Genomic DNA, 26,833 nt, shown 5'->3' with positions numbered 1-26,833 from the left:
TCTGCGCGTGGCGCTACGGCTCGCTCTCCAGCAGTCGGTATCCGACCCCTGGCTCCGTCCGCAGCAGGCTCGCTGCCGGGCCTAGCTTGGCGCGAAGCTGGCCCACATAGACCCGCAGGTATTGGCTGTCCTCGACATGTGCCGGGCCCCATACCTCTCCCAGCAGCCGCCGCTGCGTCACCACACGGCCGAGGTTGCGCGCCAGCGCTGCCAGCAGGTCCCACTCCCGCGGCGTGAGCGCGAGTTCGGACCCGGAAAGGCGCGCCAGGCGGCGTTCCAGGTCCACCTGCAGCGCGCCCGTGGTGATCACCGGCGCAGGGGCCTCCACCAGCAATGCCCGCCGCGTTGCCGCCCGCAGCCGGGCCAGCAGCTCGGCCAGGCCGAAGGGCTTCTCGACATAGTCGTCGGCACCGGCGTCCAGTGCCGCGACTTTCTCCGCCTCTCGGTCGCGTGCGCTGATCACGATGACCGGCACTGTGCTGAAGCTGCGCAGCCGCGCGAGTGCCTCCTTGCCGTCCAGGTCCGGCAGGCCAAGGTCAAGCAGCACACAGGCAGGGCCGCGTGATGCGGCAAGGCGCAGCCCCTCGCGGGCAGTCTCCGCCCGCAGCGCGGCATAGCCGGCGGCTTCGAGCGCGGGCGCGAGGAAGCGATGGATCTGCGGCTCGTCATCCACCACGAGGACCTGGAGTGGTGCTGCCGTCATGTCGGGAAGCGCAGCGTGATCCGCGTGCCGCGGCCGGTATGGATCGGGCTCTCGGCCTGGATGCGGCCTCCCATCGCGCCGACCAGTCCATGGCAGATGGAGAGACCGAGGCCGGAGCCGGCCGCGATGCTGTCGCTGCGCGCGGCGCGGAAAAACGCATCAAAGACGTGGGGCAGCGCCTCGGGCGCGATGCCTGGCCCGTCATCCTCGACGATCAACACGATCTCCCTCCCGTCCAACCGCGCGGCCAGGCGCACCAGGCCATCGGGTGCCGAATACTTCAGCGCGTTGTCGAGCAGATTCTCGAGGATGCGGTCGAGCAGCGCTGGATCGAGACGCGGCTGCGGCAAGCCCGCGAGCAGATCGCGCCGGACCACGCGGTCGGCATGGGTCTGCTCCGCGTGGCTGGCCGCTTCCTCCAGCGCCACCGCGAGGTCCACAAGCTCGCGCCGTGGCTTTACCTGGCCTGTCTCCAGCCGGACGATATCCAGGATGGCGGACATCCATCGGGCGAGGCGTGTCGCCTCCTCCTCGATGCTGGACAGCAGGTCGCTGCGGGTATCCTCGGAGAGCGCGGGGCCGGCGCTGCGCAGCGTCTCGGCCGCGCCGCGGATGGCGGTGAGCGGGGTGCGCAGATCATGACCGAGGCTGGTGAGCAGGGCGGTACGCAGCGCCTCGGCCTGTCCGCGTGCGCGGGCACTCGCGGCGATATCGGCGAGGCGCGCGCGCTCCAGTGCGACCGCCGCCTGGTCGAGGAGCGCGGCGATCGCGCGATCCGCCTCGGGGTCTGAGGCGTTGGCCTCGGGGCGCAGGCCGAGCAGGCCCAGGGTGATCGCATCGCCCTCCCGCTGCGCCACGAGCGGGAGGAAGCGCCAGGCGCTGGCCGGCAGCGTTGCCGTGCCCCGGCCCGCAGGGCGTCCATTCGCGAGGGCCCAGCGCGCGGCCGCCAAGGCGCCGTCATCGGGCGCCGCATCTGGCGGATGGGCCGCACGCAGCACCGGCTCGGCCGGCGCCTCAGCCGTGCGTGTGAACTGGCCGGGCAGGCTTGATGCCAGCGCTTCGTCCAGTGGCAGCAGCAGGCAGGACGGGCCGCCCGCGATCCGTGCCGCCTCTTCCACCACCGCCATCTGCAGTTCCGCCATCGAGGCCTGGGCGTTGAGCCGGCGCGACAAGGCGGCGAGGCGCCGAAGTGCGGCGAGCCGAGATGCGGCGGTGCGCACATTCCGCCCAAGTCGGCCCGTCGTTCCGGCAAGCAGTGCCGCCACCGCGCCGAACACCACGGCGCCCAGCACATCCTGCGCCGAGGCTATGGCCAAGGTATAGCGGGGCGGGAGGAAGAGGAAGTTCCAGAGCAGGAAGGACAGGACCGCGCCGGCCCCCGCATGGGCCGGGCCGGCCAGGACGGCGATGGCCACGGTGGCCGCCAAGTAGACCATGCCAAAGGCGGCATCCGGAACCCGGCCATCGAGCGCCGCGCAGACCAGCGTGGCGCTGCCGACCAGCAGCGGGACCACGACCCAGGAAACCCAGCCGGGCCACTGCCGCACCGGCGCCGGGCTCCGCGCCGCAACCGGGCTCGGCACCACATGCAGGGTGAATTCCGGTGCCGCGCGTGCAAGGGCGCTGATCAGGCGATGTCCCAGCGCCCTTCGCCACGAGTGCGATGCGCCCCGGCCCAGGATGATGTGTGTAACACGCCGCGCGCGGGCATGCGCGAGGATGGCGGCGGGCAGGTCCGTCGCGGCGGTGACCTCGGTCTCGGCTCCGAGCTGCTGGGCGAGTGCTATCCCGAGCCCCGGATCCTCCGTCTGGCCCGGCTGCTCGACATGCAGGGCCAGGAGTGGCGCGTGCAGCGCATCGGCCAAACGGCGGGCCTGCTGGAGCACGGGTTCGGCCGCGGCGCCGCCGGGGATGAGGACCAGCACGCGATCGCCCACCGGCCAGGGGCCGGCGACCGCGTTGCGCCGCATCCAGGAAGTGACGTCGGCATCCACGCGGTCGGCCGTGCGGCGCAGCGCCAATTCGCGCAACGCAGCCAGCGTGCCCTCCCTGAAGAAGCCACGCAGCGCACGCTCGGCCTGCTCGGAGCGATAGATCTTTCCGGCGCGCATGCGCTCCAGCAGCTCGGCCGGCGGGATGTCCACCAGCTCCACCGCATCGGCCCCCTTCAGCACAGCATCGGGCACCGTCTCGGCCACGCGCACGCCGGTCACGCGCGCTACGGCCTCGGCGCTGCTCTCCAGATGCTGGATATTCATGGTCGTCCAGACCTCGATGCCGGCGTCGCGCAGTTCCTCCACATCCTGCCAGCGCTTGGCGTGGCGGCTGCCCGGCGCGTTGCTGTGGGCCAGCTCATCCAGCAGCAGTATGGCGGGGCGGCGGGCGAGCGCGGCGTCGAGGTCGAACTCGTGCAGCACTTGCCCGCGATAGGCGATGGCGCTGAGCGGCAAGCGGGGCAGCGTGCCGATGGCGGCCTCGGTTTCGGCGCGGCCATGGGTTTCAACGAGGCCGATCAGCACGTCCCGCCCGGCCTGGTGCAGGCGGCGGCCCTCGACCAGCATCTCCACCGTCTTGCCAACGCCGGGGGCGGCGCCGAGAAAGACCTTGAGGTGGCCGCGCCCGTCCCGGGCCGCCAGCTCGGCCAGGGCGTCTGGATCGGGGCGCGCGGGCTCGGCGGAATTCATCATGCGGCAAGATAGGCCAGGCGGCGCCGCACGTCAGCGATGGTCCGGTCGCGCCAGCGTCAACGCAGGACGAGGCCACGCTGCGGATGGCTCCGCCGCCGAGCCAGCCACCATAATGACGGGACGGCGGAGGGTGACCGCCGCGGAAGCCCGCAGCGCGAGAGGTCGGGCCCCGGCACATCGCGCCGCCGCAGGTCGCGCAGCACGCGGGCAAGGCCCCAGAGCCAGAGCAGCGCCAGCACGGGCGAGAGGGCCAAAAGCAGATCGTGAAACCGAAAGGAATCGTCCATGGGTCCTGGCAGGTCTTGTGCCTGCAAGTGGGAGTGGGGCGGAAGATGCGCCGTCGCCGCGCAAGCGTGCCATGCGCGAGTGCCCGCTTGGGTGTAAGTGCTGCATCAACGCAGCGCCTCGAGCACCAGGTTCAGCCGCAGCACGTTCACGCGCGGCTCGCCCAGCAGGCCGAAATCCCGGCCTTCGGTCTGGGCGGCGACCAGCGCGGCAACCCGCGCCTCGGGCAGGTTGCGTGCGGCGGCCACGCGCGGCACCTGGGCGCGTGCATTCTTCAGGCTGATGTGGGGATCCAGGCCCGAGCCGCTGGCGGTCACCGCATCGGCCGGCATATCCCGCGCGCCAGCCAGGCGGGAGGTGATGGTCTCCAGCAGCGCGGCACTGGTCGGACCGAGTTGCGAGGCGGCGGAGGAACTCGCGTCATAAGGCGCGGCCGCGGTGGCAGAGGGGCGGCCGTGGAACCAGCGATCCCCGTCGAAATTCTGCCCGATCAGCGTGGAGCCGATCACCTGGCCCTCGCGCCGGATCAGGCTCCCGCCAGCCTGCTCGGGCAGCACCAACCCGGCCAGCGCGGTGACGCCGAGTGGGACGACGACGCCCAGCAGCAGCGTGGCGCCGAGCAGGAGGGAGAGAAGCGGGCGCAGCATGGTTCAGGCCACTCCGATGAAGGTGAGCAGGAGGTCGATGATCTTGATGCCGATGAAGGGTGCGACGAGGCCGCCGAGCCCATAGACCAGCAGGTTGCGCCGCAGCAGCGAGGCCGCGCCGATGGCCGCATAGTCCACGCCGCGCAGGGCCAGGGGCACAAGCGCCACGATGATCAGCGCATTGAAGATCACCGCGGAGAGGATGGCGCTTTGCGGACTCGTGAGGCTCATCACATTGAGCGCCGCGAGGCCCGGATACTGCGCCACGAAGATCGCAGGCAGGATCGCGAAGTACTTCGCCACGTCGTTGGCGATCGAGAAGGTGGTCAACGCGCCCCGCGTGATGAGCAGCTGCTTGCCGATCTTTACCACCTCGATCAGCTTCGTCGGGTCGCTGTCCAGATCCACCATGTTGCCAGCCTCGCGCGCCGCCTGGGTACCGGTCTGCATGGCCAGCCCCACATCCGCCTGGGCTAGCGCGGGCGCGTCATTCGTGCCGTCGCCCGCCATAGCGACGAGCCGCCCCTCGGCCTGCTGCGCACGGATGTAGTCGAGCTTCTGCTGCGGCTTCGCCTCGGCCAGGAAGTCGTCCACCCCGGCCTCCACCGCGATGGCAGCGGCGGTGAGGCGGTTGTCGCCCGTCACCATCACGGTGCGGATGCCCATGCGACGGAGTTCCGCGAAGCGTTCGCGCATGCCGGGCTTCACGATGTCCTTGAGCTCGATGGCGCCGAGGATGCGGCCATCCTTCGCCACGGCCAGCGGTGTGGCGCCGGTGCGCGCGATGCGGTCCATGCCGGCCGCCAACTCGGGCGGGATGGCGATGCCCAGCGTGGTGGCGAGGCTGTCCACTGCCCCTTTGCGATAGGCGCCATCCGGCAGATCCATCCCCGAGACGCGCGTCTGCGCGGTGAAGGGCACGGCGCGCGCGCCCTCGGGCGTCGTTACCGCGATGCCGAAGCGTTCCTTCGCGAAGGCGAGGATGCTGCGGCCCTCAGGCGTCTCATCGGCCAGGCTCGCCAGCACGGCGGCCTGGGCCAGTTCGGCGTCGGTCACGCCTGGCGCGGGCAGGAAGGCGGCGGCCTGACGGTTGCCGAAAGTGATGGTGCCGGTCTTGTCCAGCAGCAGCACATCCACATCCCCCGCCGCCTCCACCGCGCGGCCCGAGGTGGCCAGCACGTTGAAGCGCACCAGGCGGTCCATGCCCGCGATGCCGATGGCCGAGAGCAGACCGCCGATGGTGGTCGGGATCAGCGTGACCAGAAGTGCCGCCAGCACCACCACCGAGGGTGCGGTGCCGCTGTAGCTCGCGAAACCCACCAGCGTGACGACGGCGATGAGGAAGATGAGCGTCATCCCCGCCAGCAGGATATCGAGCGCGATCTCGTTCGGGGTCTTCTGGCGCGAGGCGCCTTCCACCATTGCAATCATGCGGTCCAGGAAGGTGCCGCCCGCCTCAGCGGTGATGCGGACCAGGATACGGTCACTCACCACCAGCGTGCCGCCGGTGACAGCGCTGCGATCACCACCGGCCTCGCGGATCACGGGCGCACTTTCGCCCGTCACGGCGCTCTCGTTCACGCTGGCGATTCCCTGCACGATCTCGCCATCCGAGGGGATGATTTCACCCGCCTCGACCAGCACATGGTCGCCGCGTTTCAGCTCGGCCGCTGGGCGAGGGAGGGTAAGGGTGGGGTCCTCGGGCAGCGGGACGTAGCGGGCCATGGTCTCGCCGCGGGCGGCGCGCAATGAGGCGGCGCGCGCTTTGCCGCGGCCTTCCGCCACGGCTTCGGCGAAGGTGGCAAACAGCACGGTGAGCCAGAGCCAGGCAGCCACGCTCGCCTGGAAGGCGTAGGGGTTGCCAAGCACCACATCGCGTATTGCCAGCAGCGTGACGAGGATGGAGACCACCTCCGTCACGAAGATGACCGGGTTGCGTACGAGGTGCCGCGGGTAGAGCTTCAGCACGGCGTCCAGCGCCGCGCGGCGGAGGATGGCGCCGTCGAACAGCGCGATCTGGGTTTGCATGGAGGGGGCCTTCAGAAGCTCTGCCCGGCGAGCATCGCGACATGCTCCGCGATCGGGCCGAGGGCGAGGGCGGGCAGGTATTGCAACCCGCCCAGGATGAGGATGACGCCGGCCAGCAGTCCCGCGAAGAGCGGGCCATGGGTCGGCAATGTGCCGGGGCCTTCGGTCGCGCGCGGCTTGGCGGCCAGGCTGCCGGCGATGGCGAGCACGGGGATGGCGAAGCCGAAGCGCCCGGCCAGCATGGCGAAGCCCAGCGTGGTGTTGAGCCAGGGCGTATCCGCCGCCAGCCCGCCAAATGCCGAGCCATTGTTCCCTGCCGCCGAGGTATAGGCGTAGAGCATCTCGGTCAGGCCATGCGGCCCGGCATCCTGAAGCGAGGCGGTGCCCACTTCCAGCACCAGCGAAAGGCCGGCGAGGCCCAGGATCGCCGCCGGCAGCACCAGCACGGCAAGCATGGCGAGCTTCACCTCGCGCGCCTGCACCTTCTTGCCGAGATATTCCGGCGTGCGCCCCACCATCAGCCCGGCGATGAAGACGGCGAGCAGCGCGAAGACCAGCATGCCGTAGAGGCCGGAGCCCACGCCGCCCGGCAGCACCTCGCCAAGCTGGATGAGGAAGAGCGGCACGAGGCCACCCAGCGGCGTGAAGCTGTCCAGCATCGCATTCACCGCGCCGCAGCTCGCGCCCGTGGTGGTGGCGGTGAAGAGGGCGGCGAGCGCCAGGCCGAAGCGGAGATCCTTGCCCTCCATGTTGCCTTGCGCGGGGGAGACCCCGGCCGCGATATGCAGCGGGTTGCCCGCGGCCTCGGCGGCGTAGATGGCAAGCGTCGCGGCCAGCAGGAAGCCGACCATCACGGCCAGCAGCGCGCGCCCCTGCCGCGCATCGCCGATCATGCGGCCGAAGGCGAGGCAGAGGCCAAAGGGGATCACCACCTGCAGGATGATCTGCAGGCTGGTGGCGAGCGCGCTCGGCCCCTCGAAGGGATGCAGTGAGTTCACCCCGAAAAAGCCACCGCCATTGGTGCCGAGATGCTTGATGGCGAGCTGGAAGCCGACGGGGCCGAGTGGGATACTCTGCTCGCCGCCGACCAGCGTCGTGGCGGTCACGCCGGCCTCCAGCGTCTGCGGCACGCCCATAGCGATGAAGACGACGGCCGCCAGGACCGCGCCCGGCAGCAGCAGCCAGAGCGTCACGCGCGTCAGGTCGGCCCAGAAATTGCCGAGTTGCGTCAAGCCGCCGGCGGCGAAGGCGCGGATCACGGCGAAGGCGAGCGCGATGCCCGTTGCGGCCGAAAGGAAGTTCTGCACGGCGAGGCCCGTCATCTGGCTGAGATGCGACATCGCCGTCTCGCCCGCATAGGCCTGCCAGTTGGTGTTGGTGACGAAAGAGATCGCGGTGTTGAAGGCGAGGAAGGGCGGGATGCCATCGAAGTGCTGCGGGTTCAGCGGCAGCACCCCCTGCAGGCGCAGCATCGCGTAGAGCAGAGCGAACCCGGCCGCATTGAAGGCCAGCATCGCCGCCAGATAGCCCTGCCAGGATTGGCCGCGCGCCGGATCTACGCCGGCCCCCCGGAGCAGCGCCATATCCAGCCGAGTGAGCGGCCCGAGCCGCCCCTCGGCGATGGCCGCAAGCCAAGCCCCGGCCGGCACCGACAGCAGCAGCGCACAGCCCAGCACGAGCGCAATCTGCGCCCATCCGATGATCGTCATGTCAGAGGCTTTCAGGCCGCAGCAGGGCCCAAAGGAGGTAGCCGAGGAGGCACAAGGCGACAGCGCCGCCGAGCCAGAGGTCGTAGCCCATCGTCACACCCGCCCGATCGCGCGGATGTAGAGGGCAAGCAAGGCAAAGCCGGCGAGGCCGGCGGCGAGAAGGAGGATGTCGAGCATGGGAAGCCCTTTGCGGAACAAAGGAACCCTGCCGCAAAGGCGCGTGATGGCGCGATGCGGAAGCTGAAGCGGACGTGTAAGGATGCCGTAAAGGCTGGGGGCTTAGATGCGCGTCGCCGTGCCTTCGAGCGGGCTATCCACCGGAGCCGAGCGGCGGCGCTGACGCCGCGCGGATCGGTGGTTCAGCCCCCGTCGGTCAACGGCTTGCGTCCGGCCAGGCGCCGGACCAGGGCGCGCAGCCACTGCACCCGCTTCGCTCTCTCGCGCAGCGCGTGACGCGCCGCCTCGGCAGCCAGCACGACACGCCCTGCCGGGCTCAGCGCAAGGTTGAGCGCCAACAGCGTCAGGCGCTCATTCGCCCAATCGGATTTGTAGGCCTCGTCGCCGATGGTGAGGTCGAAGACCTCGAGCCTGTCCTCGATCGCCGCGGCGATGAGCGCGTCGATCAGGATTCGACCGACGGAGTAGCGAAACCACTCGCCCGCCGACCAACCGATCATCAGGTAGTAGAAGCGGCCACGATGGACGACACCCCAATGGGCAGCCACCACCTCGCCGCCCACCCGCAGCACGCTTGCCTGCACAGCGCCGTCACCCGGAACGCGCTGGGACATGCGGTCGTAGAAGGCCCGGAAGGCGGGGCGGGCGAAAGGGTCCTTACCCGTCGTTTCCAGGAAGCGGCGCGACTTGCGGTCGGCCATGGCGGCGACCGCGGCCGACATCTCCTCCGGCGTGCGTGCAACCGCGTGCTCGACCGCGCCGATCTCGGCGAGGCGCCGGCGCTTGCGCCGGGTGTCGGAGGCCAGATTGGACCGCAATCCGCGCCGGAAGTCCTCCACATTGGCCGGCAGGCGCAAGCTCAGGGCGACATCGGAAGGCCGCGCGCCGGGCAGGCTCGCGAAGGGGTTCGGCACGCCGAGGATGTCCTCCGGCATCTGCCCGAGCCGCAGCAGATCCGCGCGTGGCAGCGCGGCCAGGATGCGCGTCCAGAGCGGCGCGAAGCCCGCCGGCGCCAGCCGATCCTGCCAGTCTGCCGCCACAAGCGGCGCGTGGTAATCGGTGACCTCGCCGCCCAGGAAGGTGATGGTCGCAATGCCCCGCCGCTTGGCACGGCCGAGCGGGATCAGCATCACCGGCCGTTCCCCTTCCTCGACCAGCACGATCAGCGGGGTGATCGCGACCTCCGTCCCGAGTGTCTCCACCCAGGTGGCGAGCCACTCGTAGGTCTGGAAGGCGGTGTGGATCAGGCTTCGCTCCGCCGCACGCCACATGGCCTCGGCCTCGTCCATGCTCGTGAAGATGCGGATGCTCGCCGACCCGGGCCCGGCGCCGCGGGACACACCCTCCAGCGATGCGGGCGGGGCGGGGTGGTCCGCGGTCACGCGATGCTCTGCCGATCGACCGGCAGGGCAGCGGCGGAGATGAGCCCCGGCGGGGCCGTCGCGCCGCCCCGAACGGCCGCGTGCGCTTTGGCCATGGTCTGCACCTCGATCCCCCGGCGCTGCACCTCGTCCAGGACGCGGGCGATATCGGTGGGCGTCGTGCCCCAGGGACCTGGGCGAGAGCGCACGTCGTGCGTCACCAGCACCACCCAAGCATTTGTCGCGGCGGCGCGGTCGAGGGCCGCCGTAAACATGTCCCAGTGCATGGCGCATGTCTCGATGGCGAGCGTCCGAAGCTGGGCGATGTCGAGGGCGCCCTCATTGATACCGTGATAGACCCCGCGCGCGACCGGGAAATGGCGGCGCACGATGCGCTTGGTGCGCGGGCAGGTGTCCCCATAGGGGTAGGCGAAGCTGTGCACCGGCATTTCGCCCAGTCGGGAGGCCAGGTAGTCCCGGTTGCGGGCGAGATCGTCCATCACCTCGGTCGAACTCAGCCGGGGCATCGAACGATGGCTGAAGGTGTGGCAGCCAATCTCATGACCATCGCCGGCGAGGCGAAGCAGGTCGTCGCGGGTGAAGAAGGGCTCACCATCCGCCGCGACGCCGCCTTCGAGGCCGCCGGCCACGAAATAGGTGCCGCGCATGCCACGGGCGAGCAGGGCGCGCCCACCCTCCAGCGCGGCGCTTTGGGGAATGTCGTCGAAGACCACGCTGACCAGCGGGCGCCCCGCGTGGTTCTCCGCCCGCGCCGCGCAGAAGCGGCGCGCCAGGCGATCCAGGCTGCGCCGCCTGAGGCCATTCCAGCGATCGCGGATGCTCATTCTGTGAAACGTATCCAAAAATACAGGACAGGTATAGATGGACGTGCGTAAATTTTTCGTCCACCCCGGCCTGCCGCCGGATCCGGCCGCCATCTTCGCGGGGCGGGGGCCGAAGGCGAGCGCGGAAGCGCTTCGCAGGGTGGCACTCGTCGCCGGGACGGAGTCCGGCTTGGCCGTTGTCAGCGCAAGATTTTCGGGTGCCGGTCGCTCCATGCGGCTTGAGCGATGCGAGTGGGCCCGGCAAGGCCATGGCGGATTGGCCCACCGCGCGGCGCTGCGTCGGTGAATTTGCGCCCGTCGCGTCTGATGGATGACTGTAGGGCAACCTCCCGGTCAGCCCCACGGCAGCGCATGCCGGCGCCGCCTCGGTTCCTCAGCCTGTCCTGACCTTGCGATAGGTGTCCTTGCGGGCGATCAGTCCGTCACGAATCTCGAACAGATCGACACCGCGCACCTCGACACCCGACCCTGCCCGATCCGTGCCGCGGAAGGTCCACTCACTGAAGGCGCGGCTGCCTGCGACCACATGCACCGCATCCTCCCAGCGCGCATCGGGCCAGGTCTGCCAGGCGGCGGGAAAGGCTGCGCGCAAGGCTGCCTTTCCCGCGAAGATCGAGCCCTGCGCGGTGGGGCCGGCCGCCGTCTCGAAGACGCAATCCTCGGTGACGAGGGCGAGAAGCCCCTCGATGTCATGGCGGTTCCAGGCAGCGGCGAAGTCACGCAGAAGGGTTTTGGTGTCATGCGGCACGGCTTGCCTCCTATTGCTGCGGGATCACCTGGACGAGATGGTTGGGCTTCCAGCCCGGCACCTCTTCCATCCGCTTCTGCCACCAACGCGGCAGCCCGATGGGGTTGGTCTTGCGCTGAACGTAATAGTCGCCGAGCGGCCGCATGAAATCCCAGGCATGCCGCAGCGCCTTCACCGGCGTGTCGTGCACGTCCACACGCAGATCCACCAATGGGAAGCTGTCATGGCCTGCCACCAGCAGCGCGGCAGAAGTCAGCCCCTCGGCCTGCCCACCGGAGCGTGCGCCGGCCTCCAATGCGCGCACCAGCCGCTCGGCCAGCGGCAGATCGGTGGCCTCGGTGGCCACATAGCCCTCCCAGGTGTCGGCGAGGCAGGTCTCGGTCAGCACATTGCCGGCGACAGCGAAGCCTTGGCCCAGGCGGTGGCCGGCGTGCGGCGGCGCACGCTCGCCCGTGAAGCCGGCGACGCCGCCATAGGCATCAACCAGGATCACCTGCCGACTCTGCCAGAACGGATCGCAGGCAGCCAGCGTGCCGAGCACGCCCTCCGCCGAAGCGCCTTCACCCAGCAGCCGCCCCGCCATGGCGCGGAACGCCGGTGAGGCAACGCATTGATGCGCGACGGCCCCGCGCCCCGGCACCACAAGCGGCACATTGCTGCCGACGACGGGCGAATAGGTGGCGACACCGATGCCGTATTGGCCGCTCTTCGGGCAGCGGGCGACGATGGAATAGGTCATGGACGTGTCTTCCCTGGGTGATGCGGTCAGCGTTGGGCGGCGGCGCGGGCGCGATCCCAGTCGCGCCGGAAGGTGGCGGCGAGGGAGGCGGCATCGGGTGGGCCGGGCAGGGCACCCATGCCCGCGATCCTCTCGCGCATCGCGGGCTCGGCCATGATCCCCGCGACTTCGGCGTTCAGCCGGGCCAGCAGCGGGGCGGGCGTGCCGGCCGGCGCGAAGAGCGCATTCACTGCCAGCCCGTCATAGGGCACGCCCGATTCCAGCAGCGTCGGCAGTTCCGGTAATTCGGCCAGTCGCTGCGCCGTCCCCACGGCGAGTGCGCGCAGCCGGCCCTCGCGCACCAGCGGCATCTGGATGGAGGCCGACCCGAAATTCATCTGGATCAGCCCGGCCAGGAGGTCGATGTTGAGCGGCGGCAGGCCGCGATAGACCGGGAACTCCATTGTGGTGCCGGCGGTGCGCTCGATAGCTTTGCAGGCCTGATGGTCGGTGCTGCCCTCGCCCAGGATGCCGCAATTCACCCGGCCAGGATTGGCCCGCAGCCAGCCGAGCAATTCGGGCATGCTGCGCGCCGGCACGGCGGGGTTCACCACCAGCACGGCAGGAAGCCCCGCGACGAAGCCCACCGGCGCTAGCTCGGTGATGGGATCGAAGCGCAGGTCGGGCGTGTTCGCGGCGACGACCAGGATGGCGCTGCTGTGCATCAACAGCGTTGCGCCGTCCGGTCGGGCGCGGGCCACCGCCTGGGCTGCGATCAGCCCGCCCGCGCCGCTGCGGTTTTCCGCAAGGACGTTCACGCCGAGGCGTGGCGTGAGGCGCTCGGCCATCAGCCGTGCCAGCGTGTCGGTGACGCCGCCGGCCGCATAGGGAACGATGATGGTGATGCCGCGCGCCGGCAGTTCGGCCTGTGCCAGGGCGGAAGCACCGGGCAGGAGGCCGGCGAGGAGGGCGAGGGCAAGGCGAAGCATGGCGGGCCTCCGGCTGTTCGGCGGGGAGGCTAAGGCGACGCAGATCAGCAATCTCTGATAAACGGGATCAATCAGACAGCGAGAAATTCGCGATCGAGAGGCTTCATGGACCTACGCCAGCTGAGAACCTTCCTGGCCGTGGCCGAACTCGGCAGCCTGCGCCAGGCGGCGCTTCGCCTGCGCATCGCCGAGACGGCACTGAGCCGTCAGATGCGGCTGCTCGAGGCCGATCTGGGCCAGCCCCTCTTTCGCCGGCATGGCCGCGGCCTTGCCCTGACCGAGGCGGGGCATGCGCTGCGGGAGCGCGCAGCGCCGCTGCTGCAGCAACTCGACGCGCTGCGTGAAGGGATGCGCGGTCGCCAGGGCGAGGTTTCGGGCGCCGTGAGCATCGGCCTGCCCTGGCTCTTTCTGGAGCGGCTAAGCGCCGGCCTCGCACGGCGCTTCATTCCCGCCCATCCCGCTGTCAGCATCCGCTTCATCGGCGGCTTCGCCGATCACCTGCAGGACGCCATGCTCTCGGGTGCCGCTGATCTCGCCCTGATCTTCGATCCGCCCCCCGCGCGCGCGATCCGCCTGACGCCGCTGCTGCGGGAGGAAATGCGCCTCGTGGCTCATGCCGCTGCTGGCTACCGGGCCGAGGCGCCACAGCTCTTTCGCCGCCTGGGGGAGGTGCCGCTGGTGCTGCCCGGTCCGCGCAACCCCTTTCGCCAGCGGCTGGAAGAGTTGGCGCTTCGCCATGGCGTCACGCTTGATGTTCGCTTCGAGGTGGAAACGCTGGCTCCGCAAAAGGCGCTGGTGGTGGGCGGCGTGGCGCAGATGCTGGCGTCGTCCATGGCGGTCAGCGCCGAGGTCGAGGCCGGCCTGCTGTGCGAGACACGGCTGGCCGATGAACCGATCATCCGCACGCTCTATCTGGCGGAGCCTCGGGCAGGGGCGCGCAGTCTGGCCGCCGCGCGCATGGCCGACGCGGTGCGGGAGGAAGCTGTCGGGTGGAGCGGGGGCGGGGACTTCGGACCCGGGTGAGGCCTGGCGCGCCGGCTGCGTTGGCATTTGCCGGATGACGAGGAGGCCCGAGGCAGCGCGCGGCAGGGCCGGGATGATCGGCGGGCTGGACGCGGCCCATGGTTGCAGCTCGTTCAAGGTCTCCGGGCCGGCCACCCAGGCGACAGGGGCAGCATGCCCGGCCATTGGACTTGCTCGGCCTCGCGGTCGAACTGTGTCCGCCGCATGTCAGGCCTCGCGACGCCGATCCAAGTCAGTCGCACCCGCGCGCGCCTGGTCTTCGTTGGAAGGGAGCGCGGTTCCGCCGTGGCCCTTTCTGCGGTTCCGGGAGAATGAGGCCGGTCATGCTCAGCTTTCTCGGCTTTCGGGGCGGGCCTGCTCCTCGCTGGCGTCTCCATGACGCTTGGTGACAGGAGCTCGTCGCCAGCGAGCGCCGCGCGGCCCGACAACCGGAGACGTATGCGAGTACGGCCCCGTTCAGGCTCATGAGGCGGACAGGGCGGTGCGTCAGCCGTCCACCTTCACATCGGCCGAACGAATGACACCGGCCCAGCGCGTGACTTCCGCCCGCAGAAAGGTCCCAGTGTCGGCCGAAGGTCGGCCCTCGACCACGAAGCCGATCTCCTGCAGGCGCTGTGCCATGGCGGGTTGGCGCACGATGCGCCCCACTTCGGCGGACAGCCGGTCCACGATGGCCTGCGGCGTGCGGGGCGGCGCCAGCAGCATGCACCAGGAGCTCACCACGAAATCCGGCAGGCCGCCCTCGATGATGGTCGGCAACTCGGCTGCGAAGCTCGGCCGCGTGGCGGTGGCGATGCCGAGCGGCCGGATGTTGCCCGCTTCGAATTGCGGCTTCAGCGTGGAATAGGTGTCGAACATCATGCCGATATGCCCGGCCATGAGATCGGCTAGCGCCGGTTGTGTGCCGCGGTAGGGCACATGGACCATTCGCAGCCCGGTCCGCAGCTGCAGATCCTCCATGGCGAGATGGGCGGTTGCGCCGATTCCGCTGGACCCATAGTTCACTTGCCCGGGGCGGGCGCGGGCATAGTCGAGATATTCGCGCAGATTCTGCGCTGGCACATGCCGGCTACCTGCCAGCACCAGCGGCGCTTGCACCACGAGCGAGACGGGCGCGAAGGCCAGCGGGTCGAAGGGCAAGCGCCCGGCCTGGAGCGTCGCGTTGGCCGCGTGCGCTGGAAGCACCATCACCATGGTGTGGCCATCAGGCGGACTGGTGGCGGCGACCCCCACGCCGAGAATGCTGTTCGCCCCCGGGCGGTTCTCGATCACCACCGGCTGGCCCAGCGCGCGTGCCAGTGGCTCGGCGACCAGGCGGGTCGCGATGTCGGTCGTCCCGCCCGGCGTGTAGGGCACGATGATGCGCAGTGGTTTGTTCGGGAAATCGCCGGTCTGCGCCCGGGCGGAGGACAGGCCTGCGGTGGCGCTGGCGAGCGCCAGCGCGGTGCGGCGATGGATGGGGGTCATGGCGTCAATCCTTGTGTTCTTGCTTGCCCCTATCCAAGCAGAGATGGGCCCTGCGCCGCCAGCCGCCCCCCCCTCAGGCCGCGTCAGCCTGATGATTCAGGTGGGAGACGAGCTCGGCCGGTAGTTTCAGGCGATGGGCCAGCGCGTCCAGATAGGCGAGCTCGGCCGGTCCGTCCGGCTCCATCGCCAAGCGCGAGGCGAGGTAGAGCTCCGCTGCCTGCTCGGGCGTGCAGGCAAGGGCTGCGATGTCCGACACGCCAAGCGGCGCCGCCAGCGCGTCGAAGACGAAGGCCTTGCTCTCGGCATCCAGGCCGAAGGCGCCCACCTTCTCGAAGATCCGCCGCTGCTCCTCGGAATCCACATGCCCATCCGCCTTCGCAGCGGCAATCATTGCGCGGATTAGCGCCAACTCGAAGGGCGCCCCATCGGTCGCTGGGGCAGCCGCCGGCAGGAATTGCGGCGCGACGGTGGTGATCTGTTGCGGTGAGGCCACCGGGGTCTGCGCTGGGGACTGGCCCTTTTGCCAGCTTTGATAAGCTTGGCTCGCCAGCGCACCCAGCATGGCGGCACCGCCATGACTCAGCACGCCGCCCAGGCCGCCGCCTTTCTTCTTTTTCTTGCCGCCGACGAGAAGGCCAAGGAGACCTCCGGCGGCGCCCGAGGCCGCTAGCCCTCCGAGCCCGCCTGCCGCGTCCAACGCCTGACGCGCGGCGCCCGCAATGTCGGAGGCGCCTCGCGCGGCGGGGTTCACCCAGGGCGAGGCAGGCGGCTGGGGCGCGGGGGCGGCCGCGTTGTTGCCGAGAAATCGTTCGAGGAGGCTCTGCGCATTCATCATCCTCCTCAGGTTGTAGCCGACGGCTGCCACTGCAAGATGGACGCTCGTCCATATTGCAGTGCGGCTGCGGGAGCCCTGAGCCTATTGACACCCCCTGCGCCCATCACTCTGATATATCGAATAACGGGCCAGCGTGCCCAGGGAAGGAAGCAGAAGCATGCCGGACGCCGCCACGCCGCCGGGCGCCATCCACAATGCCACGGTCGCGATGCGCCTGGCCGAAGCGTTCGCCCGGCATGGCGTGACCACCGCCTTCGGGCAGAGCCTGCCCTCGGCCTTCCACCTCGCCGCCCCCGCCGCCGGCATCAGGCAGATGATGTACCGGCAGGAGAACATGGGCGGCATCATGGCCGATGGCTATGCGCGGATCAGCGGCCGCGTCGGCGTCGTCACCGCGCAGAACGGTCCCGCCGCCACGCTGCTGGTGCCCCCGCTGGCCGAGGCGCTGAAGGCCTCCATCCCCATCGTGGCCCTGGTGCAGGAGGTGAACCGCAACCAGGCGGACAAGAACGCCTTCCAGGAACTCGATCACATCCGGATGTTCGACCCGGTCTCGAAATGGGTGCGCCGCATTGATCGTGCGGATCGCCTGGAAGACTACGTGGACATGGCCTTCACCGCCGCCTGCTCGGGCCGACCGGGCCCGGCCGTGCTGCTGGTGCCGGCCGACCTGCTCTCCGAGAATGCGGCGCCGCCCAGCCCGCGCCGCGCGTGCCTCGGCATCTATCCGCTCGACCGCAGCCTGCCCGACCCGGCCCGCATCGAGGAGGCGGCCGCGCTGCTCGCAGGTGCCAAGGCGCCGCTGATCCTGGCCGGCGGCGGCATCCATTCCTCCGATGCCTCCGCCGCCCTCGCCGCGCTGCAGCAGGGCGCGCATCTGCCCATCGGTACCACCGTGATGGGCAAGGGGGCGGCGGATGAGACGCATCCGCTGACCCTCGGCGTCATCGGCTATGTCATGTCTCCCGGCGCGCGGACGCATCGCCTGCGCGGCATGGTGGAGCGCGCGGATGTGGTGCTGCTCGTCGGTACGCGCACCAATGCGAATGCGACCGACAATTGGACGATGTTCCCGCCCGGCACGCGCTTCATCCACATTGACCCCGACCCGATGGAGATCGGCCGCAACTACGAGGCGCTTCGCCTGGTGGGCGATGCGCGCCTCACGCTGGAAGCGCTCGCCGCCGCCCTCACGCGCCAGGATCTCTCCGCCCGTGCCGCCGCACGCCCCGGCATCGAGGCCGAGATCGCCGGTGCCGTCGCCGATTGGCAGCGCCGCATCGCCGAGGTGATGACGCGCGAGGGTCGGCTGGTGCGGCCCGAGCGCATCATGGCCGAGCTGGACCGCCGGCTCGACCCTTCGGCCATTGTGGTGGCCGATGCCAGCTATTCCTCCATGTGGATCGGCCAGTTCCTGACCGCGCGTCGCGCCGGGCAGCGCTTCCTGACGCCGCGCGGCATTGCGGGGCTGGGCTGGGGTGTGCCGCTTGCCATCGGCGCGCAGGTGGCCGCCCCGGACCGGCGCGTGGTCTGCCTCGCCGGCGATGGCGGCTTCGGCCATTCCTGGTCGGAGCTGGAGATGATGCGCCGGCTCGACCTGCCGGTGACGCTGATCGTGCTGAACAACGGCATCCTCGGCTACCAGAAGCACGCCGAGCTGGTGAAGTTCGGCGACCACACGGATGCGGTGGATTTCACCGATGTGGACCACACGCTGATCGCCCAGGCCTGCGGCGTGGCCAGCCTCAAGGTGACCGAGGCTTCCGGCATCGGCCCCGCGCTGGACGAGGCCTTCGCCGCCCGCCGCCCGATGCTGATTGATGTCCATTCCGACCCCGACGCGCGGCCGCCGATCAACTACTACGCCGGCCATTTCGACGAGCCCTATTGATGCTTACGCTGCGCAAGACCGTGGCGGCCTTCGGCCTCGACCTCGGCGAGGCGCCGGAGCCCGAGGCGCCAGGCCCGGGTGCGGTGCTGGTGCGCGTCGAGAATGTCGGCATCTGCGGCAGCGACGTGCACGCCTATGAATGGAGCGAGGGCTACGGCTTCATGGCCCCGCATCTGCCTGTCGTGATGGGACATGAATTCGCGGGCATCGTCGCCGCCATCGGCCCTGGTGTCAGCACGCTCGCGCTCGGCCAGCGTGTCGCGGTGATGCCCGGCATCCCCTGCGGCCAATGCGCCGCCTGCCTGCGGGGCGAGCCGCGCGGCTGCACGCGCCGGGCCACCATCGGCCTCACGGTTGATGGCGGCTTCGCCCGCCATGTCCGCGCGCCCGCCGCCAATTGCCTGCCCTTGCCCGAAGGGGTGGACACGGAACTCGGCGCCCTGGCCGAGCCGCTGGCCGTGGGCTGCGAGGGGGTGCTGACCGCCGGCATCGGCCTGGGCGAGACGGTGCTCGTCATGGGGCCGGGCACCATCGGCCAGGCACTTGCGATCATGGCGCGGGCGGCGGGGGCGCGCGTCATCATCTCCGGCCGCGCCGATGGGCCGCGCTTCGACGTGCTGCGTGCGCTGGGCTTCGAGGAGATCCTGGATGTGGCGGAGGCGCCGCTCCGCGAACAGGTCCTGGCGCTCACCGGCGGCGCGCCGGTGGATGCGGTGCTGGAGGCCACGGGCATTCCCGCCACCATCCAGGAGGGGCTCGGCGTGCTGCGCAAGGATGGGCGTCTCGTCGCCGTCGGCATCCATGCCGCGCCGCTCACCCTGGCGCTCACCGATTTCGTGCGCATGCGCCACCGCCTGCTCGCCTCGCATGGGGCGGCGCGCGGCACCTGGGACCGTGTCCTTGCGCTGCTCGCGCGCGATCCGGAGGGCTTCCGCCCGATGATCACGCATCGCCTGCCGCTCGCGCGGGGCATCGAGGGCTTCGAACTGGCGCGGCAGCGCGCCGCCAGCAAGGTGATGCTTCAGCCATGAGCGCCTCGGACCGGCTTGCCCTCGTCACCGGCGCCGCGCGTGGCATCGGCGCTTCCATCGCGCGCCGCCTTGCGGAGGGGGGGCACCCCGTCGTGCTCTCGGACGTGCTGGAGGAGGTGGAGGCGACCGCCGCCGCGCTCCGCGCCGAGGGCCATAGCGCGCGGGCCATCCGCCTCGATGTCTCCGATGATGCGGCGGTGGCGGCACTGCCCGAGGTGCTGGGCGCGGATTGGGCGCGGCTTGGCATCCTCGTGAACAATGCCGGCATCTCGCCCAAGCATGAGGGGCGCCGCCGTCCCATCGCGGAGATGCCGCCCGCCGAATGGCGGCGCGTGCTGGAGGTGAACCTGACCGGCGCCTTCCTGATGAGCCAGGCCTGCATCCCGCCGCTGCGCGCGCGCGGCTGGGGCCGCGTCATCATGATCACGAGCCAGGCCTCGCGCACGATGAGCCGGATCGCGGGCGCGCATTACGCCGCCTCCAAGACCGGGCTGATGGGCTTCGCCCGCAGCCTCGCTGGCGAGCTTGGCCCGCATGGCATCACGGTCAACAGCATCGCGCCCGGCCGCATCGCCACGCCCATGGCCGCGGGTGCGGCGGCGGGCGCCAACGACAGCTTCCTCGCCAATATCCCGGCCGGCCGCCTCGGCACGCCCGAAGATGTGGCGGAGGTGGCGGCATTCCTCGCCTCGGATTCGGCGGGCTATCTGAACGGCACAACGATCGACGTCGGCGGCGGCAGCTTCATGCCCTGACCGGCACAAGGGGAGACGACATGAAACGCAGGCAGGCCCTCATCGCCTCAGGCTCGGTGCTTCTCGCACCCGGCATCGCCCGCGCCGCCTGGCCGGACCGTGAGATCACTATCCTCGTCGCCTATGGCGCGGGCGGCTCCACCGATGTCTCCACGCGTGCCATGGCGGCGGAGGCCGAGAAGCTGCTAGGCGTGCCCATTCAGATCGTGAACCGCACGGGCGGGCAGGGGACCAGCGCGCCCGCGCAGGTCGCGACGATGCGGCCGGACGGTCACGTGATGGCGACCGCCGGCATGGCCGCTCTCGCCATCCTGCCGCATGTGTTGGACCTGCCCTATACGCTCGACAGCTTCGGCTTCTTGCCAGGCTATGCCCGCTATCTCTATGGCATCGCCGTGCCGGCCGACAGCCCGATCACCACGGCGCAGGAATTGATCGCGGCGGGGCGCCAGCGCCGCGTGACCTTCGCGGCGGCGGGCGCGCCGCAGAATGTCGGCATGTTCGAGCTGAATGCGCGGCTGCGCACGCGCTTTGCCTTCATCCCCTTCCCGGGCGGCGCCGAGGCGGTGACGGCCGCGATCGGCAAGCATGTGGATTTCGTGATCCAGAACCCACCGGAGATGCTGCCTGCGCTGCAGTCGGGCCGGCTGCGCCTCATCGCCTCGGCCAGCGATGCGCGGTGGAAGGAATTGCCGAATGTGCCCACGCTGCGCGAGCAGGGCGTGGAGCTCGCGGTGGACAGCGTGCTCGGCCTCGTCATGCCGCGTGGCGTGCCGGCGGACCGCGCTGAGATCCTCTCGCGCGCCTTCCTCCAGGCGGCCCGCAACCCCGCCGTGGCCGAGACGCTCAGCCGCTTCGGCATGATTCCGGCTCCTGTGCCGGCCGCGGATTTCGAGGCGATGCAGCGCCGCGCCCTTGCCGAATTCGGCCCGCATCTACGCGAAGCCGGCCTGGCCCGCCGATGAGGAGGAACGACATGCAAAGACGCCTGATCCTGCTGGGCGGCGCCACCCTGCTGCCCGCCCCCGCGCTGCGCGCCCAGCCGCGCTGGCCGGACCGCGAGGTGACGATCCTTGTTCCCTTTGGCGCGGGCGGTTCCACCGATGTCTCGGTGCGCGCCGTGGCGGGCGAGGCGGAGAAGCATCTGGGCGTGCCGATCCAGATCGTGAATCGGGTAGGTGGGCAGGGCACCGCCTCGCTCACCGCGGTCGCCCAGGCGCGGCCGGATGGGCATACGCTCGGCAGCGGTGCCATGTCCGGCCTCGCCATCGCGCCGCACACCATGGAGGTCAGCTATACGCTGGACAGCTTCGCCTATCTGCCGGGCGCAGCCCGCTTCCTCTATGGGATCGGTGTGCGGGCCGAGAGCCCATATGGCACGATTCAGGATCTGATCAACGCCGCCAAGGCGCGGCGCATGACCTTCAGCGCGACCGGCCCCCCCAACAACCTCGGCATGTTCGACCTGAACCGCCGCTATGGCACGCGCTTCCAGTTCATCCCCTTCCAGTCGGGGGCCGAGGCGGTAACCGCGGTGCTGGGCGGGCATGTGGAATGCACCTCGCAAACCCCGCCCGAGATGCTGCCCGCCATCCAGTCCGGCCGGATGCGGCTGCTGGCCTCCTCCTCGCCCGGTCGCTGGAAGGAATTCCCGCAGGTGCAGACGCTGCGCGAGTCGGGCTTCGACGTGACGATCGAGAGCCTGCTGGGGTTTGTCGCCCCGCGCGCGACGCCGCCCGATCGGATCGCCACCCTCTCGGACGCCTTCCTACGCGCCGCCCGCGCTCCCGCCGTGGAAGCGACGCTCACACGCTTCGGTATGGTGCCTGAAGTGCTTGAGGCATCCGCCTTCGAACAGGCAATCCGCGCCGGCTTCACGCGCTTCGGCGAGCAATTGCGGGAGGCCGGCCTGGCCCGCCGCTGATGAACTGGACCGCGCGCGCCGTTGCCATCGCGGCACTGGTCTTCTGCGGCCTGGCGGGATGGGAGGCCGCGCGCTTGCCAGCCTGGTCCGCCTTTGACGGGCCTGGGCCGGGGCTGGTGCCGCAGATCCTCGTGGTGCTAATCGCAGTGGCAGCACTCGGCGTGCTCGTGGCACCCGGGCATGGCGAGCCCGAGGGCGGGGCGGAATCCCCGCTGCGGTCTCGTGGCTTCCTCGGCTATGGCGGAGCCATGCTGGGCGTGGCGCTGGCGCTTCCGCATCTGGGCTTTATCGTCTCGGGCGGCCTCGCGACGCTCCTCGTGATGCGTGTGGCGGAGGGTGTGGCCTGGCCCGCCGCCATGTTCTGGGCGGTCATTTTGGTGGGTGCCGTTACACTGCTCTTCGGCACCGCACTCGGCGTGCCGTTCCCTCCCGGGCCGGCGGAGCGGATGCTCGCCCCGCTCGGCGTGCTTCGACTGGGCTGAGGGCACGCGCGCGATGATGGACGGGCTGATTCAGGGCTTCGGCGTGCTGCTCACCGCGCAGAATATGGGGCTCTGCGTGCTGGGGGCCGTGCTAGGCACGCTGGTGGGCGTGCTGCCGGGCCTCGGCCCCGCGACCACCATTGCACTGCTGCTGCCGATCAGCCTGAAGCTCGATCCAACGGGTGCCATCATCCTACTGGCAGGTATCTACTATGGCGTCGCCTATGGCGGGACCATCACCTCGGTGCTGATGCGAATTCCGGGCGAGGCGTCTTCGGTCGTTACCTGCCTCGATGGGCATGCCATGGCGCGCAATGGCCGGGCCGGCGCGGCGCTCGGCATCGCCGCCATCGGCAGCTTCATCGCGGGCACTTTCGGCATCCTGGGCGTGATGCTGCTGTCGCCGCCGCTGGCCGAGTTGGTGATCGCCTTCGGCCCCTGGGAATACGCCGCGCTGATGCTGGCGGGCCTCTCGCTCATTGCCTTCTTTGCCGCCTCGGGCGTTGCCAAGGCGGCGCTCATGGCGCTGTTCGGGCTGTTCCTCGGTCTCGTCGGCCTTGATCCCATCAACGGCGCGCCGCGGTTCACCTTCGGTGTGCCCGCCCTGGTGGACGGCATCAACATCGCACCGCTGGCGCTTGGCCTGTTCGGCCTTTCGGAGTTGCTCTTCCTGGCGCTCGGCAAAGAGAAGCGCGCCGAGATCCTGCGCCCGCCTTCCACCCTGCTCGGCTTCATGCCCAATCGCGAGGAATGGCGGCGCAGCGCCATGCCCATCGCGCGCGGCTCGGTGCTGGGCTTCCTGATCGGCCTGCTGCCGGGCGGCGGCGCCGTGCTCGCCTCCTTCCTCTCCTACGGCATCGAAAAGCGCCTTTCGAAGAATCCGGAGCAGTTCGGCAAGGGCGCCATCGAGGGTGTTGCGGGGCCGGAGAGTGCGAACAACAGCGGCACGGCCGGCGCCTTCATTCCACTGCTGACACTCGGCATCCCGGCCAATGCCGTCACCGCGCTGCTGCTGGGCGCGCTGCTGGTACATGGGGTGCAGCCCGGGCCGATGATCATGGAACGCCAGCCGGAGCTCTACTGGGGTGTCATCGCCTCCATGTACATGGGCAATGTGGTCCTGCTGATCCTGAACCTGCCCTTCGTGGGGCTTTTCGTCCGCGCGCTGGAAGTGCCGCGTCGCTTCATGGCGACGGCAATTCTGCTGGTTTGCGTCATTGGCACCTGGAGCACCGGACTCAATGGCTTCGACGTGCTGCTGGCGGTGATCTTCGGCATCCTCGGCTTTGTGTTACGCCGCGGGGGCTTCGACCTCGGGCCGCTGGTGCTGGCCTATGTGCTGGGCCCGACCCTGGAACGCTCGCTGCGCCAGGCGTTGCTGATCGCCGACGGCGACCTCACGGAGATCGTGAACCACCCTATCGCGCTTGGGTTCCTAGTCGTGGCGCTGCTTGTGCTCCTGAGTGGACTGGTGTTCCGTCGGCGGCCGGCAGTGGTGCAGGATAGCGGGAGCTGAGGGGGGGGGAGATCAGCCCTCCAGCCGACGTAACGGCCCTTCGCCGCCCTCCAGGATATCGCGCCGGATGGCGGCGGCGGCGGCCTGCCCGTTGCGCGCGTCCAGCGCCTGCAAGACCAGCAGATGCGGGTGCGGCTCGGCCACCGTGTGCGGCCAGTCGGCGCGCAAATCATTCAGGAAGGGGCCGCTTTGGATCCACAGCCCCTCGACCAGGCGCAGCAGGCGCGGCATGCCAGCGGCGGCGGCGAGGCCCAGATGGAACTCCTCGTTCCAGCGCAGCGCGCCGGCGAAATCGCCCCTCTCCTTCGCGGCGCAGAGCTTGCGGTGCGCGGTAGCGAGGCGCGTGAGGGCCAGGGGGCTGATGGCCACCGCTGCGCGTTCCGCCGCCATGCCCTCCAGCACGAGGCGCAGGTCGCGCAATTCTAGATAGGCGGCGCGGGTGGGCACCGGCACGGTGAAGGCCTTCCCGGCTTGCATTTCCAGCGCGCCCTCGGCCACCAGTTGCAGCAACGCCTCGCGCACCGGCGTTAAGCTGGTGCCGAGCCGCGCGGCGAGCGCTCGGCCGTTCAGGCGCTCGCCTGGGCGCAACTCCCCGGTGGAGAGCGCCTTGCGCAGCTTGCCATGCGCCTGAGCGCCTAAGTTTGCGCGCACCACCTGTTCCAACGCGGGCGACCGCGCCTTGTCCTTCGCCTTCGTCATGGCGGCCGGGATTGGCATTGTTCCTCAGCTCTTTGCAAGGGGTGATGTCACATCGAGGTAGGACGTGGCGAGCGAAGTGCGCACATCCACTACGGCTGGCACGCCCGCGGTTAGCGCCGCACGCAGCGCGGGCTCCAGCTCAACCGGCTTCTCCACCCGGAAACCGCGGCAGCCCATCGCCTCCGCGATGGCGGCGTGGTCGAAATCCCTGAACTCGGCGGCGAAGGGGCCGCGCGAATGCAGTGACCAGCCGAGCGCACTGTTGTTGAAGACCACGACGACGATGGGCAGATCATGCTCGAGCGCGGTCATCAGCCCGTTCATCGTCATGGCGAAGCCGCCATCGCCGCACACCGCCACCACCTGCCGCTCGGGATGGATCAGCTTGGCCGCGAGCGCGGCGGGAATGGCGAAGCCCATCGGCCCGGCTCCTGCCGCCTGGAGGAAGTGGCCAGCGCGGCGCGCTTGTAGGAAACGCATCATGAAGATGCGGTTCTCGCCCGCATCACAGGTCACCATGGCATCCTCGGGCAGCGTCGCATGCAGGCCGGCGATGATCCGCTGCGGCATGAGCGGGGCGTCAGTGGCGCTATAGGCGGGTTCATCGAACCAGCCATGGGCGTCGCGATGGGCTGTCACCCGCGCCTCGCCCGCTCGCGCCGCCCGTGTGGGCAGGGCCTCCGCCAGTTGGCGCATGATGGCGGCGGCGTCGCCGATGAGCTGGTGCTCGGCCGGGAAGGTCCATGCGGCATTGCGCGGCTCGACATCGACCTGCACAAAAACTTGCCGTGTGGGATCGAGCAGGGCCGGATTTTCGCGCGCGGTGTCCGAGGCGGTGAGCTTTGAGCCGATGACCAGCACGGTGTCCGCGTCGGAGACGGCGGCATTGGCGGCCGGCAGCCCATAGGTGCCGAAGACGCCGAGGGCCAGTGGATGCGTCTCGGCCAGAACGCCCTTGCCGGAGGGCGTGGTGACGACGGGCGCGCCAAGCCGCTCGGCCAGCGCCACGAGCTCCGCATAGCCCTGGGCGATGCGCACGCCATTTCCCGCCACGATGATGGGCTTCTCCGCGCGCGACAGCAGCGCAGCCGCGCGCTCGATGGCGGTCGGATCTGCCCCCATCGGGCGGGGCGGGAGGTAGTGCGCGGTCGGGTAGAGGCGCGGCCGGGTCTCGGGGCCGACCTGCCCCATCAATGCCGCGAGGGAAAGCAGCACCGCGACGGGGCCGGGCTGGCCGGCCATGGCATGCTTGATGGCAAGCTGCGTCGCCTGCACGGCCTGGCCTGGATCAAGTGCCGAGAACACCTGCTTGGTCACGCCGCCGAAGCTCTGGCGTGCATCCCAGGAGCCATAGTCGCCCGTGCCGGACTGGTAAGGACCGTGCAGGGAGAATGCGGGCGTGTCGCTGAAATCGGTCAGCAGCAGCATGGGGGAGGAGGAGAGCAGCGCCTCTATCGTGCCGATCAGTCCATTGCCGAGAACCCAGGGGCCCTGGCCGAGGATGACGCCGGGCTTGCGGGTGAGGCGCCCATAGACCTCTGCCATCACGCCGGCGAGTGATTCCTCGCGCACCAGCACGGTGCGGATGGCATTCTGCCGACGCGAGAGCGCGCTGAAGACCGTGCCGGTATGGCCGCCGGAGATGCCGAAGACGAGATCAATCCCTGCCTCCTCCAGCACGAGGGCGATCGCATCTGGTACAGCCGTAGGTTCCGCGAGCAGGGCTTTGACGGGCATGCGGGGCTCCTCAGCCGATGAGGCGCATAAGATATATCACGTATCAGCACGGTCCAGTCCGCGCCGGGGGCGCAGGGACGCAACCACATCTTCAACCAGGGCAGCGCAAGGTGGTCATGCGTGTCTGGGGCGCGTCATGAGGTGCTGCGGAGCTCACGATGGAGGTGAAGAGAAGCACAGTCCCGCCATCTTGCAGCAGGGCAAGGTTGAGGATGCTCCGAACCGATCCCGGCCGTTCGATGTCCGGTGCAGCGACGTTGCGTACCGAGGCTCCTCGGTGCACTGGGACGAAATCGGTGATGCTGCTGGCCCGCCCCGGCGTCGTTGCCAGGATGCGGCGCACCGACCCATCAAGGATTTCCACCTCCAGGCTGTCGCTCGGGGTGAGGCTCAGATTGCCTTCCGTGGCCACGATAGTGCAGGAAATAAAAGTCGATCGGGCGTGCACGGCCGTTGCGAACGCGAGGGCTGCAGTCACGAAAGCGAACATCCACCGCATCCTGGACCTCCAAGCCTCTGCAGAATGATGCCCGCCAGCGGCAAGCGCTGGAAGACTCGTGCCTGCCGCCCTGGCCA

The 26,833-nt window shown here is 69.9% G+C and carries 25 protein-coding genes; 8 read left to right on the top strand and 17 right to left on the bottom strand.

The annotated features are described in order from the left end of the window. Window positions 1–13 precede the first annotated feature (13 nt). The 12 genes from R9Z33_RS17140 to R9Z33_RS17090 all read right to left on the bottom strand — a co-directional run bounded on the left by R9Z33_RS17140 (window position 14) and on the right by R9Z33_RS17090 (window position 12,897). The gene (locus R9Z33_RS17140; RefSeq protein ID WP_318647785.1) at window positions 14–703 is read right to left on the bottom strand and encodes a response regulator; all 690 of its coding nucleotides are present in this window, start codon (window positions 701–703) and stop codon (window positions 14–16) included. After that, entirely contained in the window at window positions 700–3,390 is a 2,691-nt protein-coding gene (locus tag R9Z33_RS17135; protein ID WP_318647784.1) for a sensor histidine kinase KdpD, read from the bottom strand. The genes R9Z33_RS17140 and R9Z33_RS17135 overlap by 4 nt, the downstream gene beginning before the upstream one ends. Before the next feature lie 56 nt (window positions 3,391–3,446). After that, window positions 3,447–3,677 (bottom strand): hypothetical protein, encoded by a 231-nt coding sequence (locus R9Z33_RS17130; RefSeq protein ID WP_318647783.1) that lies wholly within the window; start codon window positions 3,675–3,677, stop codon window positions 3,447–3,449. A gap of 105 nt (window positions 3,678–3,782) precedes the next feature. After that, the gene (kdpC, locus tag R9Z33_RS17125) at window positions 3,783–4,322 is read right to left on the bottom strand and encodes a potassium-transporting ATPase subunit KdpC (protein ID WP_318647782.1); all 540 of its coding nucleotides are present in this window, start codon (window positions 4,320–4,322) and stop codon (window positions 3,783–3,785) included. Window positions 4,323–4,325: 3 nt separating this feature from the next. Then, window positions 4,326–6,350 (bottom strand): potassium-transporting ATPase subunit KdpB, encoded by a 2,025-nt coding sequence (gene kdpB, locus R9Z33_RS17120; RefSeq protein WP_318647781.1) that lies wholly within the window; start codon window positions 6,348–6,350, stop codon window positions 4,326–4,328. An 11-nt stretch (window positions 6,351–6,361) separates the two neighbouring features. Then, window positions 6,362–8,059: a potassium-transporting ATPase subunit KdpA gene (gene kdpA, locus R9Z33_RS17115; protein ID WP_318647780.1), complete on the bottom strand. Its 1,698-nt coding sequence runs from the start codon at window positions 8,057–8,059 to the stop codon at window positions 6,362–6,364. Window position 8,060: 1 nt separating this feature from the next. Beyond that, the gene (gene kdpF, locus R9Z33_RS24780; RefSeq protein ID WP_404830604.1) at window positions 8,061–8,150 is read right to left on the bottom strand and encodes a K(+)-transporting ATPase subunit F; all 90 of its coding nucleotides are present in this window, start codon (window positions 8,148–8,150) and stop codon (window positions 8,061–8,063) included. A 268-nt stretch (window positions 8,151–8,418) separates the two neighbouring features. Further along, window positions 8,419–9,618, bottom strand: coding sequence for a GNAT family N-acetyltransferase (locus R9Z33_RS17110; protein ID WP_318647779.1), 1,200 nt, complete (start codon window positions 9,616–9,618; stop codon window positions 8,419–8,421). Continuing rightward, complete coding sequence (locus R9Z33_RS17105; RefSeq protein WP_318647778.1) at window positions 9,615–10,442, bottom strand: polysaccharide deacetylase family protein; 828 nt, start codon at window positions 10,440–10,442, stop codon at window positions 9,615–9,617. The genes R9Z33_RS17110 and R9Z33_RS17105 overlap by 4 nt, the downstream gene beginning before the upstream one ends. A gap of 373 nt (window positions 10,443–10,815) precedes the next feature. After that, window positions 10,816–11,190: a nuclear transport factor 2 family protein gene (locus tag R9Z33_RS17100; protein ID WP_318647777.1), complete on the bottom strand. Its 375-nt coding sequence runs from the start codon at window positions 11,188–11,190 to the stop codon at window positions 10,816–10,818. Between the two features lie 10 nt (window positions 11,191–11,200). Then, complete coding sequence (locus tag R9Z33_RS17095) at window positions 11,201–11,929, bottom strand: DUF1028 domain-containing protein (RefSeq protein ID WP_318647776.1); 729 nt, start codon at window positions 11,927–11,929, stop codon at window positions 11,201–11,203. A 26-nt stretch (window positions 11,930–11,955) separates the two neighbouring features. After that, window positions 11,956–12,897, bottom strand: a complete 942-nt coding sequence (locus tag R9Z33_RS17090; protein WP_318647775.1) for a tripartite tricarboxylate transporter substrate binding protein — start codon at window positions 12,895–12,897, stop codon at window positions 11,956–11,958. Between the two features lie 105 nt (window positions 12,898–13,002). Between R9Z33_RS17090 and R9Z33_RS17085 the strand changes: the two genes are divergently transcribed. Beyond that, complete coding sequence (locus R9Z33_RS17085) at window positions 13,003–13,920, top strand: LysR family transcriptional regulator (RefSeq protein WP_318647774.1); 918 nt, start codon at window positions 13,003–13,005, stop codon at window positions 13,918–13,920. A gap of 486 nt (window positions 13,921–14,406) precedes the next feature. On the opposite strand, the gene R9Z33_RS17080 is transcribed toward R9Z33_RS17085, so the two are convergent. Both R9Z33_RS17080 and R9Z33_RS17075 read right to left on the bottom strand, forming a co-directional pair. After that, a complete protein-coding gene (locus R9Z33_RS17080) occupies window positions 14,407–15,387 on the bottom strand; it encodes a Bug family tripartite tricarboxylate transporter substrate binding protein (RefSeq protein ID WP_318647773.1) in 981 nt (326 codons plus the stop codon). Window positions 15,388–15,460: 73 nt separating this feature from the next. Next, entirely contained in the window at window positions 15,461–16,222 is a 762-nt protein-coding gene (locus tag R9Z33_RS17075; RefSeq protein ID WP_318647772.1) for a tellurite resistance TerB family protein, read from the bottom strand. 157 nt (window positions 16,223–16,379) lie between these two features. Between R9Z33_RS17075 and R9Z33_RS17070 the strand changes: the two genes are divergently transcribed. From R9Z33_RS17070 to R9Z33_RS17040, 7 genes are read left to right on the top strand one after another with little or no spacing between them, the layout of a single operon-like run. Then, the gene (locus tag R9Z33_RS17070) at window positions 16,380–18,113 is read left to right on the top strand and encodes an acetolactate synthase catalytic subunit (RefSeq protein ID WP_318647771.1); all 1,734 of its coding nucleotides are present in this window, start codon (window positions 16,380–16,382) and stop codon (window positions 18,111–18,113) included. Continuing rightward, on the top strand, window positions 18,113–19,144 hold the full coding sequence (locus R9Z33_RS17065) for a zinc-dependent alcohol dehydrogenase (RefSeq protein ID WP_318647770.1): 1,032 nt from the start codon (window positions 18,113–18,115) through the stop codon (window positions 19,142–19,144). The genes R9Z33_RS17070 and R9Z33_RS17065 overlap by 1 nt, the downstream gene beginning before the upstream one ends. Then, window positions 19,141–19,899, top strand: a complete 759-nt coding sequence (locus R9Z33_RS17060; RefSeq protein WP_318647769.1) for an SDR family oxidoreductase — start codon at window positions 19,141–19,143, stop codon at window positions 19,897–19,899. The genes R9Z33_RS17065 and R9Z33_RS17060 overlap by 4 nt, the downstream gene beginning before the upstream one ends. 20 nt (window positions 19,900–19,919) lie before the next feature. Then, a complete protein-coding gene (locus tag R9Z33_RS17055) occupies window positions 19,920–20,864 on the top strand; it encodes a Bug family tripartite tricarboxylate transporter substrate binding protein (RefSeq protein ID WP_318647768.1) in 945 nt (314 codons plus the stop codon). Between the two features lie 11 nt (window positions 20,865–20,875). Then, the gene (locus R9Z33_RS17050) at window positions 20,876–21,823 is read left to right on the top strand and encodes a Bug family tripartite tricarboxylate transporter substrate binding protein (protein WP_318647767.1); all 948 of its coding nucleotides are present in this window, start codon (window positions 20,876–20,878) and stop codon (window positions 21,821–21,823) included. Continuing rightward, window positions 21,823–22,305, top strand: a complete 483-nt coding sequence (locus R9Z33_RS17045) for a tripartite tricarboxylate transporter TctB family protein (protein WP_318647766.1) — start codon at window positions 21,823–21,825, stop codon at window positions 22,303–22,305. The genes R9Z33_RS17050 and R9Z33_RS17045 overlap by 1 nt, the downstream gene beginning before the upstream one ends. 16 nt (window positions 22,306–22,321) lie before the next feature. Continuing rightward, entirely contained in the window at window positions 22,322–23,821 is a 1,500-nt protein-coding gene (locus tag R9Z33_RS17040; RefSeq protein ID WP_318647765.1) for a tripartite tricarboxylate transporter permease, read from the top strand. 12 nt (window positions 23,822–23,833) lie between these two features. On the opposite strand, the gene R9Z33_RS17035 is transcribed toward R9Z33_RS17040, so the two are convergent. The 3 genes from R9Z33_RS17035 to R9Z33_RS17025 form a co-directional block, all read right to left on the bottom strand. Beyond that, window positions 23,834–24,520 (bottom strand): GntR family transcriptional regulator, encoded by a 687-nt coding sequence (locus tag R9Z33_RS17035; protein WP_318647764.1) that lies wholly within the window; start codon window positions 24,518–24,520, stop codon window positions 23,834–23,836. A gap of 24 nt (window positions 24,521–24,544) precedes the next feature. Next, window positions 24,545–26,257, bottom strand: a complete 1,713-nt coding sequence (locus R9Z33_RS17030; protein WP_318647763.1) for a thiamine pyrophosphate-binding protein — start codon at window positions 26,255–26,257, stop codon at window positions 24,545–24,547. Window positions 26,258–26,348: 91 nt separating this feature from the next. Beyond that, window positions 26,349–26,747, bottom strand: coding sequence for a hypothetical protein (locus R9Z33_RS17025; protein WP_318647762.1), 399 nt, complete (start codon window positions 26,745–26,747; stop codon window positions 26,349–26,351). Window positions 26,748–26,833 lie beyond the last annotated feature (86 nt).

Origin of the sequence: Sediminicoccus rosea (assembly GCF_033547095.1) — a bacterium.
GTDB classification, from domain to species: domain Bacteria; phylum Pseudomonadota; class Alphaproteobacteria; order Acetobacterales; family Acetobacteraceae; genus Roseococcus; species Roseococcus rosea.
The sequence above is the reverse complement of the archived record's forward strand: the minus strand, read 5'-3'. Positions and strand labels throughout refer to the sequence as shown.